General features: G+C 51.2%; 18 protein-coding genes. 10 read left to right on the top strand and 8 right to left on the bottom strand.

What is annotated here, in order from left to right:
• Positions 1–108: 108 nt before the first annotated feature.
• Positions 109–1,305: a multidrug effflux MFS transporter gene (locus tag JQN59_RS12400; protein WP_048235417.1), complete on the top strand. Its 1,197-nt coding sequence runs from the start codon at positions 109–111 to the stop codon at positions 1,303–1,305.
• 31 nt (positions 1,306–1,336) lie between these two features.
• On the opposite strand, the gene JQN59_RS12395 is transcribed toward JQN59_RS12400, so the two are convergent.
• Positions 1,337–2,371 carry an AI-2E family transporter gene (locus tag JQN59_RS12395; protein ID WP_103014905.1) on the bottom strand — a complete coding sequence of 345 codons (1,035 nt, stop codon included), beginning with the start codon at positions 2,369–2,371 and terminating at the stop codon, positions 1,337–1,339.
• Between the two features lie 138 nt (positions 2,372–2,509).
• On the opposite strand from JQN59_RS12395, the gene JQN59_RS27250 reads away from it, so the two are divergent.
• The 3 genes from JQN59_RS27250 (at position 2,510) to mdtI (ending at position 3,469) form a co-directional block, all read left to right on the top strand.
• Positions 2,510–2,680 (top strand): protein YdgV, encoded by a 171-nt coding sequence (locus JQN59_RS27250; protein ID WP_087050578.1) that lies wholly within the window; start codon positions 2,510–2,512, stop codon positions 2,678–2,680.
• Between the two features lie 107 nt (positions 2,681–2,787).
• A complete protein-coding gene (gene mdtJ, locus JQN59_RS12390) occupies positions 2,788–3,153 on the top strand; it encodes a multidrug/spermidine efflux SMR transporter subunit MdtJ (protein WP_165612493.1) in 366 nt (121 codons plus the stop codon).
• Positions 3,140–3,469, top strand: coding sequence for a multidrug/spermidine efflux SMR transporter subunit MdtI (gene mdtI / locus JQN59_RS12385; RefSeq protein ID WP_149607210.1), 330 nt, complete (start codon positions 3,140–3,142; stop codon positions 3,467–3,469). Before mdtJ ends, mdtI begins: the two co-directional genes overlap by 14 nt.
• A 34-nt stretch (positions 3,470–3,503) precedes the next feature.
• Here mdtI and JQN59_RS12380 read toward each other — a convergent pair whose 3' ends face one another.
• The 5 genes from JQN59_RS12380 to msrP form a co-directional block, all read right to left on the bottom strand.
• A complete protein-coding gene (locus JQN59_RS12380; RefSeq protein WP_149607211.1) occupies positions 3,504–4,325 on the bottom strand; it encodes a trypsin-like serine peptidase in 822 nt (273 codons plus the stop codon).
• Positions 4,326–4,595: 270 nt separating this feature from the next.
• Positions 4,596–4,991: an acid resistance repetitive basic protein Asr gene (gene asr / locus JQN59_RS12375; protein WP_048214236.1), complete on the bottom strand. Its 396-nt coding sequence runs from the start codon at positions 4,989–4,991 to the stop codon at positions 4,596–4,598.
• A gap of 137 nt (positions 4,992–5,128) precedes the next feature.
• Positions 5,129–6,616, bottom strand: coding sequence for a carboxypeptidase M32 (locus JQN59_RS12370; RefSeq protein ID WP_149607212.1), 1,488 nt, complete (start codon positions 6,614–6,616; stop codon positions 5,129–5,131).
• 47 nt (positions 6,617–6,663) lie between these two features.
• Positions 6,664–7,290: a protein-methionine-sulfoxide reductase heme-binding subunit MsrQ gene (gene msrQ / locus JQN59_RS12365; protein WP_149607213.1), complete on the bottom strand. Its 627-nt coding sequence runs from the start codon at positions 7,288–7,290 to the stop codon at positions 6,664–6,666.
• Complete coding sequence (gene msrP, locus JQN59_RS12360; protein WP_032943379.1) at positions 7,291–8,295, bottom strand: protein-methionine-sulfoxide reductase catalytic subunit MsrP; 1,005 nt, start codon at positions 8,293–8,295, stop codon at positions 7,291–7,293.
• A gap of 189 nt (positions 8,296–8,484) precedes the next feature.
• Between msrP and JQN59_RS12355 the strand changes: the two genes are divergently transcribed.
• The 3 genes from JQN59_RS12355 to JQN59_RS12345 all read left to right on the top strand — a co-directional run bounded on the left by JQN59_RS12355 (position 8,485) and on the right by JQN59_RS12345 (position 11,524).
• Entirely contained in the window at positions 8,485–9,207 is a 723-nt protein-coding gene (locus JQN59_RS12355) for a response regulator transcription factor (RefSeq protein WP_008784719.1), read from the top strand.
• Positions 9,204–10,694: a sensor histidine kinase gene (locus JQN59_RS12350; RefSeq protein ID WP_149607214.1), complete on the top strand. Its 1,491-nt coding sequence runs from the start codon at positions 9,204–9,206 to the stop codon at positions 10,692–10,694. Before JQN59_RS12355 ends, JQN59_RS12350 begins: the two co-directional genes overlap by 4 nt.
• Positions 10,695–10,837: 143 nt before the next feature.
• Positions 10,838–11,524 carry a CPBP family intramembrane glutamic endopeptidase gene (locus JQN59_RS12345; RefSeq protein ID WP_048214224.1) on the top strand — a complete coding sequence of 229 codons (687 nt, stop codon included), beginning with the start codon at positions 10,838–10,840 and terminating at the stop codon, positions 11,522–11,524.
• A 33-nt stretch (positions 11,525–11,557) separates the two neighbouring features.
• Here the strand turns inward: JQN59_RS12345 and JQN59_RS12340 are convergent, their stop codons facing one another.
• Positions 11,558–12,811, bottom strand: a complete 1,254-nt coding sequence (locus JQN59_RS12340) for an MFS transporter (RefSeq protein ID WP_003832886.1) — start codon at positions 12,809–12,811, stop codon at positions 11,558–11,560.
• 107 nt (positions 12,812–12,918) lie between these two features.
• Between JQN59_RS12340 and JQN59_RS12335 the strand changes: the two genes are divergently transcribed.
• The 3 genes from JQN59_RS12335 to bioD all read left to right on the top strand — a co-directional run bounded on the left by JQN59_RS12335 (position 12,919) and on the right by bioD (position 15,988).
• Positions 12,919–13,818 carry a LysR family transcriptional regulator gene (locus JQN59_RS12335; protein ID WP_048214223.1) on the top strand — a complete coding sequence of 300 codons (900 nt, stop codon included), beginning with the start codon at positions 12,919–12,921 and terminating at the stop codon, positions 13,816–13,818.
• Positions 13,819–13,946: 128 nt separating this feature from the next.
• Positions 13,947–15,167: a sugar metabolism global transcriptional regulator Mlc gene (gene mlc / locus JQN59_RS12330; RefSeq protein WP_048214222.1), complete on the top strand. Its 1,221-nt coding sequence runs from the start codon at positions 13,947–13,949 to the stop codon at positions 15,165–15,167.
• A gap of 125 nt (positions 15,168–15,292) precedes the next feature.
• A complete protein-coding gene (gene bioD / locus JQN59_RS12325) occupies positions 15,293–15,988 on the top strand; it encodes a dethiobiotin synthase (protein WP_020996409.1) in 696 nt (231 codons plus the stop codon).
• Here bioD and clcB read toward each other — a convergent pair.
• Positions 15,944–17,233, bottom strand: a complete 1,290-nt coding sequence (clcB, locus tag JQN59_RS12320; RefSeq protein ID WP_048216317.1) for a voltage-gated ClC-type chloride channel ClcB — start codon at positions 17,231–17,233, stop codon at positions 15,944–15,946. The genes bioD and clcB overlap by 45 nt on opposite strands.
• Positions 17,234–17,304 lie beyond the last annotated feature (71 nt).

Genomic DNA, 17,304 nt, shown 5'->3' with positions numbered 1-17,304 from the left:
CACCATTCATGATCTCAGTTCATAAACTCATGCGGTTTTAACCGTCTAATCACGGCAATACGTTGTCTATATACTGCGACCTGACTTTTTAGAACATGACAGGGCACTATGCGTACACGTGAACATGCCTCACCGGTAACTACCGCAAGCCAGACCGGTCTTACTTTTATTCTGATCCTCAGTGGCCTGATGGCCTTTACATCGCTTTCTACCGATATTTATCTTCCAGCAATGCCGACGATGGCCGAGGATTTACATGGCAATGTTGAGCTGACGATTACTGGTTTCTTAATTGGTTTTACTATCGCACAGTTGATTTGGGGGCCGATTAGCGATCATATGGGGCGGCGCAAACCGCTGTTTATCGGCATGGTGCTATTTATCATTGGTTCCGCAGGGTGTGCGCTGTCTACAAGTATCACGCAAATTGTTTTCTGGCGGGTATTTCAGGCGCTTGGAGCCTGTACCGGACCTATGCTGGCGCGAGCGATGATCCGCGATCTCTTTGCACGTACTCGTGCGGCGCAAATGCTCTCGACCCTGGTGTTGGTGATGGCGATTGCGCCAATCGCCGGACCGTTGATTGGCGGACAAATTATTCGCCTGAGCACCTGGCACTCAATTTTTTGGCTGCTGGTGGTGATTGGTGCGCTGATGTTTATCTCCCTAAACTGGCTGCCCGAAACATTGCCGGAAGATAAACGGGTGAAAGCCTCTTTGGCTGGCGCATTTCGTAATTACCGCTCGTTGTTAACGAATGGGCGTTTTATGCGCTATACCCTGAGCCTGACGTTTTATTACGTCGGTGCGTACGCGTTTATTACCGGGTCACCGTTTGTTTATATTAGCTATTACCATGTTGATCCACAGCATTACGGCTGGTTGTTTGCGCTAAACATTATCGGTGTTATGGCGATGAGCGTGGTTAACCGTCGTCTGGTTCAACGACATGCTCTGGAACAACTGCTGAAATATGCGACGATGCTGGCGGCGCTGGCCGCAGTGGCGCTTGCACTGCTGGTTAAACTGGAGTCAGGCGGAATTGTTGCCATTATCGTTTCCATTTTTCTGCTGTTCTCGATGAATGGCATTATTGCCGCGACGTCGACTGCCGCGGCGTTGGACGCGGTACCGAACATTGCGGGTTCAGCTTCGGCGCTGATTGGCGCGTTGCAATATGGCAGCGGTATTATCTCATCGTTGCTGCTGGCCGCCTTCAGTGATGGCACGCCCTGGACCATGGCGTGGATAATAGCGCTATTTACGCTGTTAAGCGCCGTTTTGGCTTTCCGCGTGAAACGATAAAGGAAATGCCCCGTAATGGCGGGGCGAAAACTCATTCTTTGTTCAGATCGCTAAGCAGCACGGCAATGCTTTGACCGCCGTTGGTTTGCTCAAGCGCGATTTTCACGATGATGGTCAGCGGCACAGAAAGCAGCATCCCCACGGGACCGAGCAACCAGCCCCAGAAGATTAACGACAGAAATACTACCAACGTGGACAGCCCCAGCCCGCGGCCCATGATCCGCGGCTCGAGGATATTCCCGAATACCAGGTTGATGACCAGATAGCCTGCCAGAACCACCAGCGCATCGTAAAGACCGCTGAATGCCAGCACCTGAGCGATAGGGGGAATGGCTGCCAATACAGAACCGATATTAGGGATGTAGTTCAGGGCGAAGGCCAGTAATCCCCAGACAAAGGCAAAGCGCACATCCAATGCAGCAAGCATGCCCCAGGCGACCAACCCGGTCACAATGCTGATTGCCGTTTTAAGCACCAGATAGTGGGAGACGCTGTCGATGGCGCGTTGAATCGCCGCCATACCTTCAATGGGGCGACTCATCATTTGTTTGAGTTTGTTGGGCAGTTGCGGTACTTCCAGCAGCATAAAAACTACCGTCAGTAGCAGTAAAAATATCGATGACATAGCATTTGAAAGCTGCGTCAGTAAATTGGTCACCAGCGTCATTGCTGCGTTCGGATCGATATATTTGACGAGCTCGTCCACGGAAACGCCGATCCCTGCGCGTTGTAACCATGGTTCAAGATTTTTCAGTGGGATAACCAGTGAAGAGCGATATTGCGGTAGCGTTCGCGCAAGTTCATTTAAGGATGTACCTAAATACGCCAACAGCAGCACCATTAACATTACAATAATAACGATAAGCAATGACACCGCAATTACGCGCGGTATGCGAAGCTTGACCATCCGCTGCACCACGGGATTGAGCACAACGGCTATAAATAACGCCAGAATAAAGGGGACGATGATATCTGCGGCAAAGCGAATACCGCTCAGGATGATAACCAGCATGCCCAGCATAATGACTATTTTTAGACCGTTAAGCGTGATGATCGGTTTCGCCATGTGTATTCCCGCATTTTTCATTTTTGAATCTGCATAATAATGTGATTTGCGTCGAGCCGTTATAACAAAAATCAAACGGGGCAGGTAAAGAAGTGAAAAGACTTTGAGTTCGTCTTGAAGCTATGATACAAATCATCTGTGTTTAACTACCGAGGACAATTATCATCCGCGATGATGAGAAGCAACACTGCGGATAATTGTAATATTATGGACAATATGTTCAGGATGTTTTTGCGTTTACCTACACTTCTTCGTACCTCCTCCACTTTCTTGCTTGCGGGTGAGCAACACTGGCGCAACGCGCTTTAGTCCCTTCTTCTGCCTGAGCTGGCGCTGTGCGCTGAGCTAACTAATTTTATTTTTTGGTTTACTGCATGCAGTAGGCCTAAAGGACTATATTCTCAAGCAGGAGAAGCATCATGTTTTACTGGATATTATTAGGTCTGGCCATCACGGCTGAAATTACTGGTACGCTGTCAATGAAATGGGCAAGCGTTGGCCATGGTAATTCAGGCTTTATTTTAATGCTGGTAATGATCGCCTTATCATATATTTTTCTTAGTTTCGCTGTTAAAAAAATTGCCCTTGGTGTGGCCTATGCCTTGTGGGAAGGTATCGGTATTTTATTTATTACGCTGTTTAGTGTGTTGTTATTTGACGAAACCTTGTCCACGATGAAAGTGGCTGGACTGGTCTCGCTGGTATTAGGCATTGTGCTGATCAAGTCTGGTACTCGAAAACCTGCCAAAACGAGCAAAGAGGTGACCCATGCAGCAGTTTGAGTGGGTTCATGGTGCCTGGCTTGGCATGGCCATCGTGCTGGAAATAGTCGCTAACGTCTTTTTGAAGTTTTCTGATGGATTTCGCCGCAAGATTTATGGCGTGCTGTCGCTGGCTGCCGTGTTAGCGGCCTTTAGCGCGCTGTCGCAGGCGGTAAAGGGTATTGACCTTTCTGTTGCCTACGCTTTGTGGGGCGGGTTTGGGATTGCCGCGACGTTAGCGGCTGGTTGGGTGTTGTTTGGTCAGCGCCTGAATAATAAAGGCTGGATTGGCGTGGTGCTGCTGCTGGCCGGAATGGTGATGATTAAACTTGCCTGATATCCGTGCTGCCCGTTAATGCGGGCAGCATATGTTACTCCTGCGCCAACTCTTCCAGCTTATCGCGAAAACCGGTCACGGATATGGCGCGATTATCGGCTCGCCAGCGATCTTTTGCCGCCGGAGCGGAGCTTTGTACGCCAATCAACTGCCAGCCTGAATCTGTCTTCAGCATCAACGGTGAACCGCTGTCGCCCGGTAGCGTGTCGCACTGGTGCGACAAGACGGTATTCTGCGCCCAGCCGGTCACCACGCAATCCTGATGGGTGTACAAATCGTCCAGATGATCTTCCGGATAGCCCGACTGTGTGACTTTACGATCGGCGGTTTTCAACGCCGCGGTTAACGCCGCTTTATCACCTTCAAATAATGGTAGGGGCGTGATTCCAGAAGGCGGGTAACGCAGCACCACCAGACCAAAATCCCACGGGGCTGCTGATGGCGGCACAATCCAGCCATCGCCATCGGCTTTCAAACGCTTACCGAGTGAGGGATCAACCCGTCCTTCGATTCCATGGATTTCATAGCGCCAGACACCCTTTCTCGACACAAAGCGTAACGCGACGGCTTTATCCGGTTTGCCTTTCGGTGGAGCGAGCAAGCAGTGTCCGGCAGTCAGGGCCAGATGCGGTGAAATGAGCGTGGCGGTACACAGATTACCACTGGCGGTTTCCAGTTGTCCGATAGCGTCCCACGGTGATTGCGTTGGGTCCGTTACTTTCGTGCGATCGTCATGACCAAAAAACAGCGTTTTTATGTTTTCTGCTTCAGCGGTGGTCGTTGCTGGCTGATCCGCATGCGCAACAACAGGAAAAAAACAAATTGAGCCCAGTAATACAGCAATGGTTTTATGCATATCACACTCTGGTGGGGAATTATGATTATAAACAGCAAACCCTCAGTTAATACTATAGACGGGACGGCGAGAAAGTGGGAGTAAAATCAGATAACTACACTCAGGAAAGATAAAAATGCATGGCAATGAGGGCGCAAATTATCAGAGTAATAAGAATGAACTCAAAGCGGTAATGTGACACCATTTTACCCTCCGAAAGGCGGCGCTACATCAGGTTGATCTAGCGCCGTATGCTATGGCGTGGGGGACGCCATAGTAACTACAAATGCGTTATGCTGCAGGTTGAGCTGCTGGTTTAGCGGTGTCGTGTTTTACGGCTTTTTTGGTGTGTTTTTTAGCGGCCTGAGCTTTCTGCTCTGGTGCTTTTTGTTCTGCTGCTGGCTTGGTTGCTGCTTTTTTGGTGTGTTTTTTAGCAGCCTGAGCTTTCTGCTCTGGCGCTTTTTGTTCTACAGCCGGTTTAGTGGTGGATTTTTTAGCGTGTTTCTTGGCAGCCTGCGCTTTCTGCGGCGCTGCTTTGTGCTGTTTTTTATGATGCGTGGTTTTTGCCGGCGCTGCTTTGGTGGTTGCAGCAGCAGTCGGAGCGGTAGTAGCAGTTGTTTCAGCAGCAAAAGCAGCAGAAGACAGACCCATAGCAGCGGCAACAACCAGAGCTAATACTTTTTTCATTCTCATACCCTCGATTTGGTTTTTCATTCAACCCCACTGCGGGGCCGTTGAAATAACTATATCGCTGTAAACACAGGGCTTCCGTGAGTCATTGGTTTCGGCGTGTAACGATATGTACAATGACTCACGGTATGAGATTACAAATAGCGGGATTCCAGATGAGAACGGAAATAACGGCTGCTGAGCGGCTCCCCGGTCGCCTGGGTAATAAGCTGTTCAGTAGTAAAGCGGCTGCCATGCTGCCAGATGTTCTGACGTAACCACTCAAACAGAGCACCGAACTCACCTTGGGCAATAGACTGATTCAAATCAGGCAATGCGCGGTTAGCGGCACTGAACAACTGCGCTGCATACATGGCGCCTAATGTATAGGAAGGGAAGTAGCCAAAGCCGCCGTCAGTCCAGTGAATATCCTGCATACAACCGTTACGGTAGTTTCCGATCGTTGACAGCCCCAACCAGGCCTGCATTTTCTCGTTCCACAATGCAGGGATATCATCCACTTCAATATCGCCATTAATAAGCGCACGTTCGATTTCATAACGCAGGATCACGTGAGCGGGATAGCTTACCTCGTCAGCATCAACACGGATAAACCCGGGTTTAACCTGCTGGTTCCAGGCGATGAAATTGCTTTCTTCAAACGCTGCCTGATTGCCAAAGTGGCGCGTTACAGCCGGAATTAACCGCATCAGAAAGGCTTTACTGCGTCCCAGCTGCATCTCAAAGAACAGACTCTGGGACTCATGAATGGCGGTTGAGCGTGCCAGAGCAATAGGTTGCCCAGACCAGCTGCGTGGCAGGTTTTGCTCATAGCGCGCATGACCGGTTTCATGGATCACGCCAAACAGTGCGCTGAGTAATTCGTTTTCATCATAGCGGGTGGTAATGCGAACATCTTCTGGTACGCCGCCACAGAAAGGATGTGCACTGATATCCAGCCGACCAGCGGTAAAGTCGAAACCTAACTGTGCCATTGTTTCAAGACCCAGCTCTCGCTGTACAGCTGTTGGGAAGGGACCTACCGGGGCGATGAGCGACTGTTGAGACTGCTTTGCCACCACCTTGTTTAGCAGATCGGGCAGCCAACTTTTAACGTCTGCGAAAAGGACATCCAACTGAGCGCTGGTCATTCCTGGTTCAAAGATGTCCAGTAGCGCGTCATACGGCGAACAACCTTTTGCTTCTGCGCGCAGTCGGGCTTCTTCGCGGCTATACTTCACAACCTCTTTCAGGTTTTCGGAAAATCCTTCCCAGTCATTAGCTGGTCGCTGGCTACGCCAGGCATGCTCACAGCGGCTTCCCGCAAGTGATTTTGCTTCTACCAACGATTCGGGCAACAAGGATGCCTGGTGATGCAATCGAGACATTTCGCGCAGGTTCGCCTGTTCTACATCGTTGAGAGCTTCCTGTTGCGCTGCGGCAATCCACGTTGCCACTTTCGGGTCAGTTAACAGTTGGTGCTCAAGCACGCTCAGCTCGGCCAACGCTTCGGCTCGGGCTTTACTGCCGCCTGGCGGCATCATGGTAAACATGTCCCAACTGGCGATTGCCGAGAGGTGGGAGAAGCGAGAGAGCCGCTGGAACGTGCGGGTGAGCTGATGGTAATTATCATTGTTACTCATTTTTTGTTCTCGTTCTGTTTAGGTGTGGTTAAGAAGTTTACCGTGATTCACTCACTTTTCATAAACACACCTTTGTACCCGGTTTTCCGTAACAGTTTTTTATAGCGAAAAGCCAGCAGAACCACAAAACAGATGGCGTAGATAATAGGGAGCGGTGATAACACTTTTACCGACCACAGATAATGCAGCGGTAGCAAAATGGCGGCCAGGTAGACGTAGTTGTGCAATGTTTGCCAGCGTTTGCCCATTTTACGCTGAGCGGCTTGTGTCGAGGTCAACGTCAACAGGAATAAGATAATCCAACCGGCCATACCCAGCATTAGCCATGGGCGTGAAACCAGTTCACGACCCAACAATCCCAAGTTTTGTATACCCAGTTCCAGCAGAGCATAGCTGGTTATATGCAGTGTGGCCCATGCAAAGCACCATAAACCTAACAACCGCCGGGTACGAAACAACAAAGGCTGCTTTGCATAGCGCGCAAGCGGCGATACCAGCAGGGTAACCAGCAAAAACTTCAGCGCGGTAATGCCCGTAAAGTGCTGGATATCTTTTCCCGGGTCGGCACCCAACCCGCCATGCTGCGCGGCCCAGAAGAGCCATAGCAGGGGTAAAAAACCGGCGAGATGCAGCAGCACTTTCAGGCCGGTTATCTGTTTTGCAGTCAACCTCACTTAAAAATACTCCCGAAGATCCATGCCCTGATATAACGATGCCACCTCATCGGCATAACCATTAAAAGGTAACGTGGGCTGTCGCTGTACATCGAGAATGCCACCCGAACCGATAAAACGCTCAGTAGCCTGAGACCAGCGAGGGTGATCAACCTGCGGATTTACGTTGGCGTAAAATCCGTATTCATTCGGTGCAGACATATTCCAGGTCGTCGGCGGCTGCTCGCGCGTCAGCTTGATACTGACTATCGATTTAATGCCCTTGAAGCCGTATTTCCAGGGCACGGTCAGGCGTATCGGCGCCCCGTTTTGCGGCGGCAATGCTTTGCCATATACGCCTACGGTGAGAAGTGTGAGCGGGTGCATAGCCTCATCCAAACGAAGACCTTCGACATAGGGATATTTCAACCCACCGCCAATAAAGCGGTCTTTCTGACCCGGCATTTCATCAGGGGCGTAGCGTGTTTCAAAAGCGACGTATCTGGCGTGACTAGTCGGCTCAACCAGCGCCAGTAATTTATGCAACGGAAAACCCACCCACGGCACAACCATCGACCAGGCCTCAACGCAACGCATCCGATAAATACGCTCTTCTAATGGAAAGCGTGTGGTCAGCGCATCATGATCCAAGGTTAAAGGTTTGTTGACCTCACCGCTGATGGTTAACGTCCAGGGATCGGTTTTCAGGCTACCGGCATTGGCGGCAGGATCGGCTTTATCCAGACCAAATTCGTAGAAATTGTTGTAGCCCGTCACCTTGTCTTCTGGCGTCAGTGACAGGCTGTTTTGCCAGCGTTCGGGCTTTGTGAACTCAAGCGCTTTGCCTGCGGGTGCGGGTGGACGATCGTTGCCTTTAAACCAATCCAGCAAATTAGCCTGTGTAGGGGAGGACAGCGTGGCCGCAGCAGCACCTATCCCAAGTGCTTTGAGGATCTGTCGTCGTTGCATAAAAAATACTGACTCGGCTGTAACATCTGCTTCCCGAAGTGGACGTTTTTTTAGCATGACTTTTCCTTCTTATTTTCATGTTAAGGAAAACAAAGCGACGTTTCCCTGTTGATGTCTGACGTGTCTGTGACGACATACTGCTCGCATGTGTATCCCTGGATCCTCACGAAAAGTTAAAAATTTTGTGATAACTTCCGCCCCTTGCCTGAGGTAAGCTTTCAGCACGACGAGAGGGGGATGACACTGATGGCAGGCGCGAAAAAGATATTTTTGGTTGAAGATGACAGCGATATTGCCTCACTTTTGCAGCTTAGCCTAAAGGATGAGGGTTACGAGATTGTTCATGAGGCAGATGGAGCTCGTGCGCTTGAACAACTGGAGAAACACGTTTGGGATGCCGTTATCCTCGATCTGATGCTGCCGGGTGTCGACGGGCTGGAGATTTGTCGTCGCATTCGCCAAATGAGTTTTTATTTGCCCGTCATTATCATCAGCGCCCGCACCAGCGAAACGCACCGTGTATTGGGGCTGGAAATGGGTGCCGATGATTATCTGGCCAAACCTTTCTCGGTGCTGGAGTTGATGGCCCGGGTAAAGGCATTGTTTCGTCGTCAGGAAGCGATGAGTCAGAACCTACGTATGGAGGCGGGGATTATCACCGTTCATGGCGTAGAGATTGACCCATTAGCCCGGGAAGTCCGGCTGCATGGTAAATCCCTCGATTTAACGCCGCGCGAATTCGATCTGCTCTATTTTTTCGCCCGTCATCCAGGCGAGGTCTTTTCGCGTCAGGCGCTGTTAGATCAGGTGTGGGGCTACCAGCATGAAGGGTATGAGCATACGGTGAACAGTCATATTAATCGCCTGCGGACCAAAATTGAAAAGGATGCTGCGGAGCCGGAAATTATTCTCACGGTTTGGGGACGAGGCTATAAGCTTGCTGCGGTTAACGCGGAGCATCAGCCATGATTTATCGCCTGTCGCTGAGCCAGCGTCTGACCCTCGTCTTTACCGCCATTATGCTGATTTGTGCGGTTACCGTCAGTGTTGTCCAGATCCGCAGCAGTAAACAGTATGGCGACGCCATGGTGCAAAGGCTCTCGCTGGAGCTGGCGAGCAAGATTGTCAAAAGTGAGTCGCTTATTGATACCAGCGGGCAGATTAATCGCCAGGCGTTAAAAGGATTGTTTAATCACCTGATGACGCTTAACCCCAGCGTGGAGCTGTATCTGATTTCACCGTCAGGTGAAATACTTGCTGATGCCGCACCGCCGGGGCATATCCAGCGGCAGAAAATTAGCGTACAGCCGATACAGGATTTCCTTAACTCAGCTGCGTTGCCCGTCTATGGCAACGATCCGCGTAGCAGCCAGCAAAAGGTATTCAGCGCCGCGCCAGTTTTATATAACGGTGAGCTACATGGCTATTTGTACATTATTCTGCAGGGCGAAGATCTGAATATGCTGGCGAATACCGCCTGGCAAAAAACGCTCTGGAATACCGTTGCCTGGACGTTAATACTGGTTTTATTAGCCGGTGGAATTGCAGGTTTTCTGGTGTGGCGATGGGTGACTAATCCAGTAAAAAGGCTAACCGAACAGGTGGTAAAACTGGAGAAGGACAGCATTGCCGTCATCAAACAATTGGCACAAAAAAATCCCGAACCGGCACCGGAGAATGAAATAGCGCTGCTGAACAATGCGTTTATCGAGTTGGCGCAGAAAATTGCCCAGCAGTGGGATTTATTAGCAGACAGCGATCGTCAGCGCAGAGAGTTTATTGCCAATATTTCGCACGACCTACGCACGCCGTTGACTTCGCTGTTGGGGTATCTGGAAATGCTGTCGCTGAAAGCCGATACGATGACGCCTGAGGAAAACCGGCATTATCTTAGCATCGCGCTGCGCCAGGGGCATAAAGTTCGCCATCTGTCACAACAGCTGTTTGAGCTGGCAAGGCTGGAGCATGGCGGTATAAAACCGCAGCGTGAACGTTTTGCTATTGGTGAATTGATCCAGGACGTGGCACAGAAATTTGATCTCCCTGTTGCCACGCGTCATTTGCAGTTTCACCTTGACGTAACGGGGCCGTTACCGCTGGTGAATGCCGATTTATCGATGATAGAAAGAGTCGTGACGAATTTGCTGGATAACGCTATCCGTCATACGCCTGACGGAGGCGAAGTGCGGCTAAAAGTCTGGCGTGATGAAGACCGTTTGTTAGCCGAAGTGCAGGACAGCGGGCCAGGGGTAGAAGAAGCTGTGCGAGAAGTATTGTTTCAGCGCCCGACCGCGTTAATTCCCCGTGAGCAGCGGGCCGAGCGCGGCGGTCTGGGCTTACTGATCGTGCGTAGAATGCTCGAACTGCATGGAGGAGATATACATCTGGTTAGCTCAACCGCAGGGGCCTGCTTCCGTTTCTCGTTGCCGCTGGCGGATTCTCCTCTGTGTAGTTGACGGTGAAGTTCCGGAGTAAAGAGGGTTTTGGTATTGTACTCATGGGCATTGCGTAAAAGTTGGTAGGTTGTCAGTGATAATGAGAATTTTTATCATGCATAGGTAATTCATCAACTTATCTTCGATGAGCGCAAGGAGATCGTATGTCACAGGATGCCGACAACCTGTATATCGCCAGGACTAAAGCAGTTGCTGGCTGCTTTTCAATGTTTTTACTGATGTTTGGCCTCACGTTTACCCCGTTGTTTTTCCCCGCGAGTCAGGACCTGCTTGCCAAAGGGTTACTTTTTCCGCTGCTGTTTGCGCTGGAATTTATTGTGCTGGTTCCGCTGTATTATTTCTTCTTTAGAAAAAGAGAGGGACTGGGCAAAGGCATTTTCAACGCCAGGTGGTTTGCCATTTTGTTCGCGGCGCTGCTGTTTATTCAGCTTATCCTGCCATTGATTTTGGGTCTCAGACAAACCGAAGCGTGGGTGACCAGCCAAATATCCTTAAGTAGTTATGCGTTGTGGTTATCTACGTTGACCCTGATATTTATCGCGCCAGTTTATGAAGAAATTGTTTTCAGAGGCTGTTTATTCAACGCGTTCCAGTACTGGTTCAATAATAAAACCTGGCTGTCGTCAGTGGTGGTATCGGTCATTTTTGCCATCATGCATACGCAGTATGTGGATCTACGTACGTTGCTGATGTTGTTTCTTGTGTCGCAGGTGTTGATCCTGGCCAGACTGAAAAGCAACGGTCTGTTGATGCCAATTTTGCTGCATATAGTGATGAACGGGACGGTTATTGCTCTGCAGATGGCGGCTCAGACGTTACAGCCAGGGTGATGAAGGTGATGCCCGGAACCCGGGCATCGTGGATTATACGTGCAGTCGATGGTGCAAACGCGCACCGACCAGCAACGCCAACACCAGCATCAGGGCGATAAATCCGCCCACGCCGTTCCAGCCATAGCTGTGCCAGAACACACCGCCCAGCGTACCGGCAATACTGGATCCCAGATAATAGCTGAACAGATACAGAGAAGAAGCCTGGCCTTTAGCGCGTTTTGCTCGTGGTCCAATCCAACTGCTTGCTACGGAGTGCGCGGCAAAGAACCCGGCTGAAAAGAGCAGCATCCCGGCGAAGATCAGCCATAGCGATGTGAACAGAGTCATCAAAAGTCCAACCAACATCACGCCTGTTGAAAAGAGCATTACCGGGCCACGGCCATAACGAGTGGTCATAGAACCCGCCTTTGGCGAACTCCAGGTCCCGGTCAGATACGCCACAGATAACAAACCTACAACCGCCTGGCTGAGCTCCCACGGGGAGAGCATCAGGCGGTAGCCGATGTAATTAAACAGCGTGACAAACGATCCCATCAGTAAAAAACCTTCCGCAAACAGCAGCGGCAAACCTTTGTCGCGCCAGTGCAAGCGGAAGTTGATAAACAACGTTTTCGGGCGCAGCGACGTAGGTCTGAAATGACGGGATTCCGGTAAGATTTTCCAGAACATCAGTGCAGAGGCAAGGGCAAAACAGCCGATCGCCGCCAGCGCGATACGCCAGTTAAAAAAGTCGGTAAACACACCGCTGATCAAGCGACCACTCATACCGCCAATCGAGTTACCGCTGATATACAAGCCCATTGAGAAGGCGACGAAACTGGGATGAATTTCTTCACTCAGATAGGTCATCCCTACCGCCGCGACGCCGCTCAGTGAAAGTCCTATCAGAGCACGCATGATTAAAATACCGTGCCAGCTGGTCATCATCGTTGAAAGCAGCGTACAACAAGAGGCGAGCAGCAGCGCGGTAACCATCACCGGCTTGCGGCCAATAGCATCTGAAAGTGGGCCGGTAAACAGTAACCCTATCGCCAGCATCGCCGTCGAGATGGAAAGCGAGATACTGCTGCTTGCGGGAGAGACCCCAAACTCGTGCGAGAGCACTGGTAGTATGGGTTGTACGCAATAGAGGAGGGCAAAAGTCGCCAGTCCGGCGGAAAACAGCGCCAGCGTGACGCGCATAAATGGGGATGTTCCGCGTTTGATAAATCCATCCGGCGGGGTAACTATCTGTTCATCAACATCGCTTGTTGGCGCGGTATCGACAGTTGTTGTACGGCTCACTTGAAATCCTTGCTCATTCAATTACGTCTACAGGACCAGCCTTAAGAGTATGAAAATCACAATATTCTGTCTAATATATTAATAATCTCAAATAATATTTTAAAAATATGAATATCGAACTGCGTCATTTACGTTACTTTGTGGCCGTTGCCGAAGAGTTGCATTTTGGTCGGGCGGCGGCGCGGTTAAACATTTCGCAACCGCCGCTAAGTCAGCAGATCCAGATCCTTGAACAGCAGGTTGGCGCCCGGTTACTTGCCCGAACTAACCGTAGCGTGGCACTGACCTCTGCCGGAAAGCAGTTTCTGGCGGACAGTCGGCAGATCCTCGGGCTGGTTAATGAAGCCGCCGCCAGGGCTGAGCGTTTGCATCTGGGAGAAGCAGGGGAATTGCGTATCGGCTTTACGTCGTCCGCGCCGTTTATCAAAGCGGTTTCAGATACGTTATCTCTGTTTCGCCAAAGCTACCCGGCAGTGCATATGCAAACCCGCGAAATGAACACGCGTGAGCAAATTGCTCCGCTCAATGAAGGAACGCTGGATTTGGGGCTTCTGCGCAATACGCAGCTTCCGGAAACGCTGGAGCGTGAAATCATTCTGCATGAACCACTGATGGCAATGATCCCACGTGCGCATCCGTTGGCGCAAAAACCCGTGGTCACGTTGGCCGAACTGGCGAATGAGCCATTTGTCTTTTTTGACCCCCATGTGGGGACAGGGTTGTATGACGATATTCTGGGCCTGATGCGTCGCTATGGACTGAAGCCGACGATTGCGCAGGAGGTTGGCGAGGCGATGACTATCATTGGGCTGGTGGCCGCAGGATTAGGGGTTTCTATACTTCCTGCTTCTTTTAAACGGGTACAACTGTATGAAATGTGTTGGATCCCGATAGCGGAAGAAGATGCTGTCTCGGAAATGTGGTTAGTGTGGCCAAAGCATCATGAGCAAAGTCATGCCGCGCAACGCTTTCGCGAGCAGCTTCTGGTGGCCGTTCAGAGCGGTTAATTTAGTTTAAAAATGGGTGAAAATGTGCAGTAAATCACAAGGCTAAGTAAAAAGTTGACGGAAGCCATTGAAGTGCTTCACCATAGCCCGCAGATTATTTCGGAGCGCGAAAATAAAGGGAGTAAGTGGTGGTTGCTGATAGTCAGCCTGGGCATATCGATCAAATTAAGCAGACCAATGCGGGTGCGGTTTATCGCCTGATTGATCAGCTGGGTCCGGTATCGCGTATTGATCTCTCCCGCCTGGCACAATTGGCGCCTGCCAGTATTACCAAAATTGTCCGCGAAATGCTCGAAGCGCATTTGGTGCAAGAGCTGGAAATCAAGGAAGCGGGTAGCCGTGGTCGTCCGGCCGTTGGGCTGGTTGTCGAAACGGAGGCCTGGCACTACTTATCCATTCGTATCAGTCGTGGCGAGATTTTTCTGGCGCTACGCGATCTGAGCAGCAAGCTGGTGGTTGAAGATTGCCTGGACATGCCACTGGTCAGTGAAACGCCGTTGCTGGATCGCGTGATAACCCAGGTCGATCAGTTTTTCATCCGCCACCAGCAAAAGCTGGAGCGCTTAACCTCCATCGCCATCACCTTACCCGGCATTATTGATACTGAAAACGGTATCGTTCATCGCATGCCATTTTACGAAGATGTCAAAGAGATGCCGTTGGGCGAAGCGCTTGAGAACCATACCGGCGTGCCGGTGTATATTCAGCACGATATCAGCGCCTGGACGATGGCCGAGGCGCTTTTTGGCGCATCGCGCGGTGCGCGTGACGTCATTCAGGTGGTGATCGATCATAACGTGGGTGCCGGGGTGATCACTGACGGCCATTTGCTGCATGCAGGCAGCAGTAGCCTGGTGGAGATTGGCCATACGCAGGTCGATCCCTACGGTAAACGCTGCTATTGCGGCAACCATGGTTGTCTGGAAACAATCGCCAGCGTCGACAGCGTGCTCGAATTGGCGCAGGTGCGCCTGAAGCAGTCAATGAGTTCTTCTCTACATGGGCAACCGTTAACGGTAGACGCGCTGTGTCTGGCGGCCATGCAGGGTGATTTATTGGCGAAAGATATCATTAGCGGCGTTGGGACCCACGTCGGTCGAATTCTTGCCATCATGGTGAATTTGTTCAACCCGCAAAAGATATTGATTGGCTCTCCGCTCAGCAAAGCGGCAGATATCTTGTTCCCTACCATTGCGGACAGCATTCGTCAGCAGGCGCTTCCGGCTTACAGTCAGCATATAGTCGTTGAAAGCACCCAGTTTACCAATCAGGGGACGATGGCGGGGGCGGCGCTCGTGAAGGACGCGATGTATAACGGTTCTTTGTTGATTCGTCTATTACAGGGTTAACATTTTTTAACTGTTGTACGAAAAATTGCGCTATCTCAAGCTGATCCTGGTCGTCATACCTTAGACTTTCTCCACTGTTTTATTTTCCTGACTTATATTTTCAAAGCATAACGGTGGAGTTAGTGATGCTGAAGCGTTTCTTTATTACAGGTACAGACACTTCTGTTGGGAAGACCGTGGTTTCCCGCGCATTACTACAAGCGTTAGCGTCAGGGGGTAAAAGCGTTGCGGGTTACAAACCTGTAGCCAAAGGCAGCAAAGAGACGCCCGAAGGTCTGCGCAACAAAGATGCACTGGTACTGCAAAGTGTGTCATCTATCGAGCTGCCTTATGAGGCGATTAACCCAATTGCGTTGAGCGAAGATGAAAGTAGCGTGGCGCATAGTGGTCCGGTCAATTACACCCTGTTATCCAACGGTCTCGCAAGCCTCAGCGAAAAAGTCGATCACGTTGTCGTGGAAGGCACCGGAGGCTGGCGGAGCTTGATGAACGATCTGCGTCCGTTATCGGAGTGGGTGGTGCAGGAACAACTGCCGGTGCTGATGGTAGTGGGTATCCAGGAAGGCTGTATTAATCATGCGATCCTCACCGCGCAGGCGATAGCCAGCGACGGACTGCCGTTGATTGGCTGGGTTGCGAATCGCATTAACCCTGGGCTGGCGCATTATGCGGAAATCATTGATGTGCTGGGTAAAAAATTACCTGCACCGCTGATCGGTGAACTGCCTTATCTGCCTCGTGCAGAGCAACGTGAGTTGTCGCAGTACATCCGCCTTTCAATGCTCGGCAGCGTGCTGTCGGTAGATAGAGTCGTGGCGTAACGTACGCGACAGTACCGACGCCAGGACACAGGCGATCAGTAATCCGGGGAGCAGGCGATACTCCCCGGTCATTTCACAAACCATCAACGTCGACATTATTGGTGCATGCGTGGTAGCCGCCAGCAGCGTGGCCATCCCCGTTAATCCCAGCAAAATGGCAATTTCATCCGAGCCCGGAAGCCATAATCCCCATACCTGACCCAGCAACATGCCCACCGACAAGCCGACAAACAGCGTTGGCGTAAACACGCCACCCGGAGCACCGGATCCACTGCTGGCAAGCACCGCCAGTAATTTGCAGATAAAAATCCCGCCAACCACGGCCAGCAGCGGTGGTGAAAGTAAATATGACTGCACCACGCTGTAGCCATTACCCCAGACCGTAGGCGTGAGCAATGAAAGCAGGCCAACGATCAACCCGCCAAGCGCCAGTTGCCACGGTGGCGAGAGTTTTAAGCGCAAAAATACATTATGGCTGGCGGTCATCAACCACATGAAGAGCGGTCCGCAGATGCCAGCAGCCAGACCGGTGCTGACAATCATAACGTATTCCAGAGCATGTAATTCCCGCGACAGGTGCACGGTATACAGCAGCGCATTGCTGCCGCTAAGCAGATTGGTGGTGAGTAATGCGACTACGGCGGACACCACTACCGGCCCCAGTGAGGCGAGGATCAGTGTGCCAAACAATACTTCGGCAATAAATAAACTGCCCGCCAGCGGGGCATGATAGGCTCCAGCCATACCTGCAGCGGCGCCGCAGGCAATCCATAACTTCCATTCTGTACGCGGGGTAAAGCGTTGAGCAAAGCAGGAGGCTGCCAGGGCCGCCAGTAAAATCATGGCACCTTCACGTCCGATGGCGCTCCCGCTGGCAACCACCAGTAACGATGCCAGCGATTTCACCAGGCTTGCACTGACGTCAAATTGTCCGTCGGTTTGCAGGGCTTCCATATAATCAGTGGGAGCCTGCGGACGTAAACGGTTAAATTTTTGCCAGCCCCACAGTAGTAATCCAGCCGCCAGACCGCCGAGTGCAGGTGTCAGCATACGCCTTAAGGGCGAAAGGTTTGTCGCTGCGTTGACCAGACTCCCTGTGTTGTTGCTCAGAAACAACCATTCGAGAAGTAGCATGGCATGACGAAATCCTGCGACGGCCAGCGCAGCAAGGACGCCAATCAACGCGGCGATCAGCAGGCGGCGGAACATGGCACGCAGGTCAGGGTAAGCATGTAAATGATGCATGAGTGGCCAGACTGGAAAATTCAGACGCTCTATTTTGCGGCTATTAGGTAACAGAAGCAAAAGCTCAGCGT

This window comes from Citrobacter sp. B72 (assembly GCF_016894305.1).
GTDB lineage: Bacteria > Pseudomonadota > Gammaproteobacteria > Enterobacterales > Enterobacteriaceae > Citrobacter > Citrobacter portucalensis.
The sequence above is the reverse complement of the archived record's forward strand: the minus strand, read 5'-3'. Positions and strand labels throughout refer to the sequence as shown.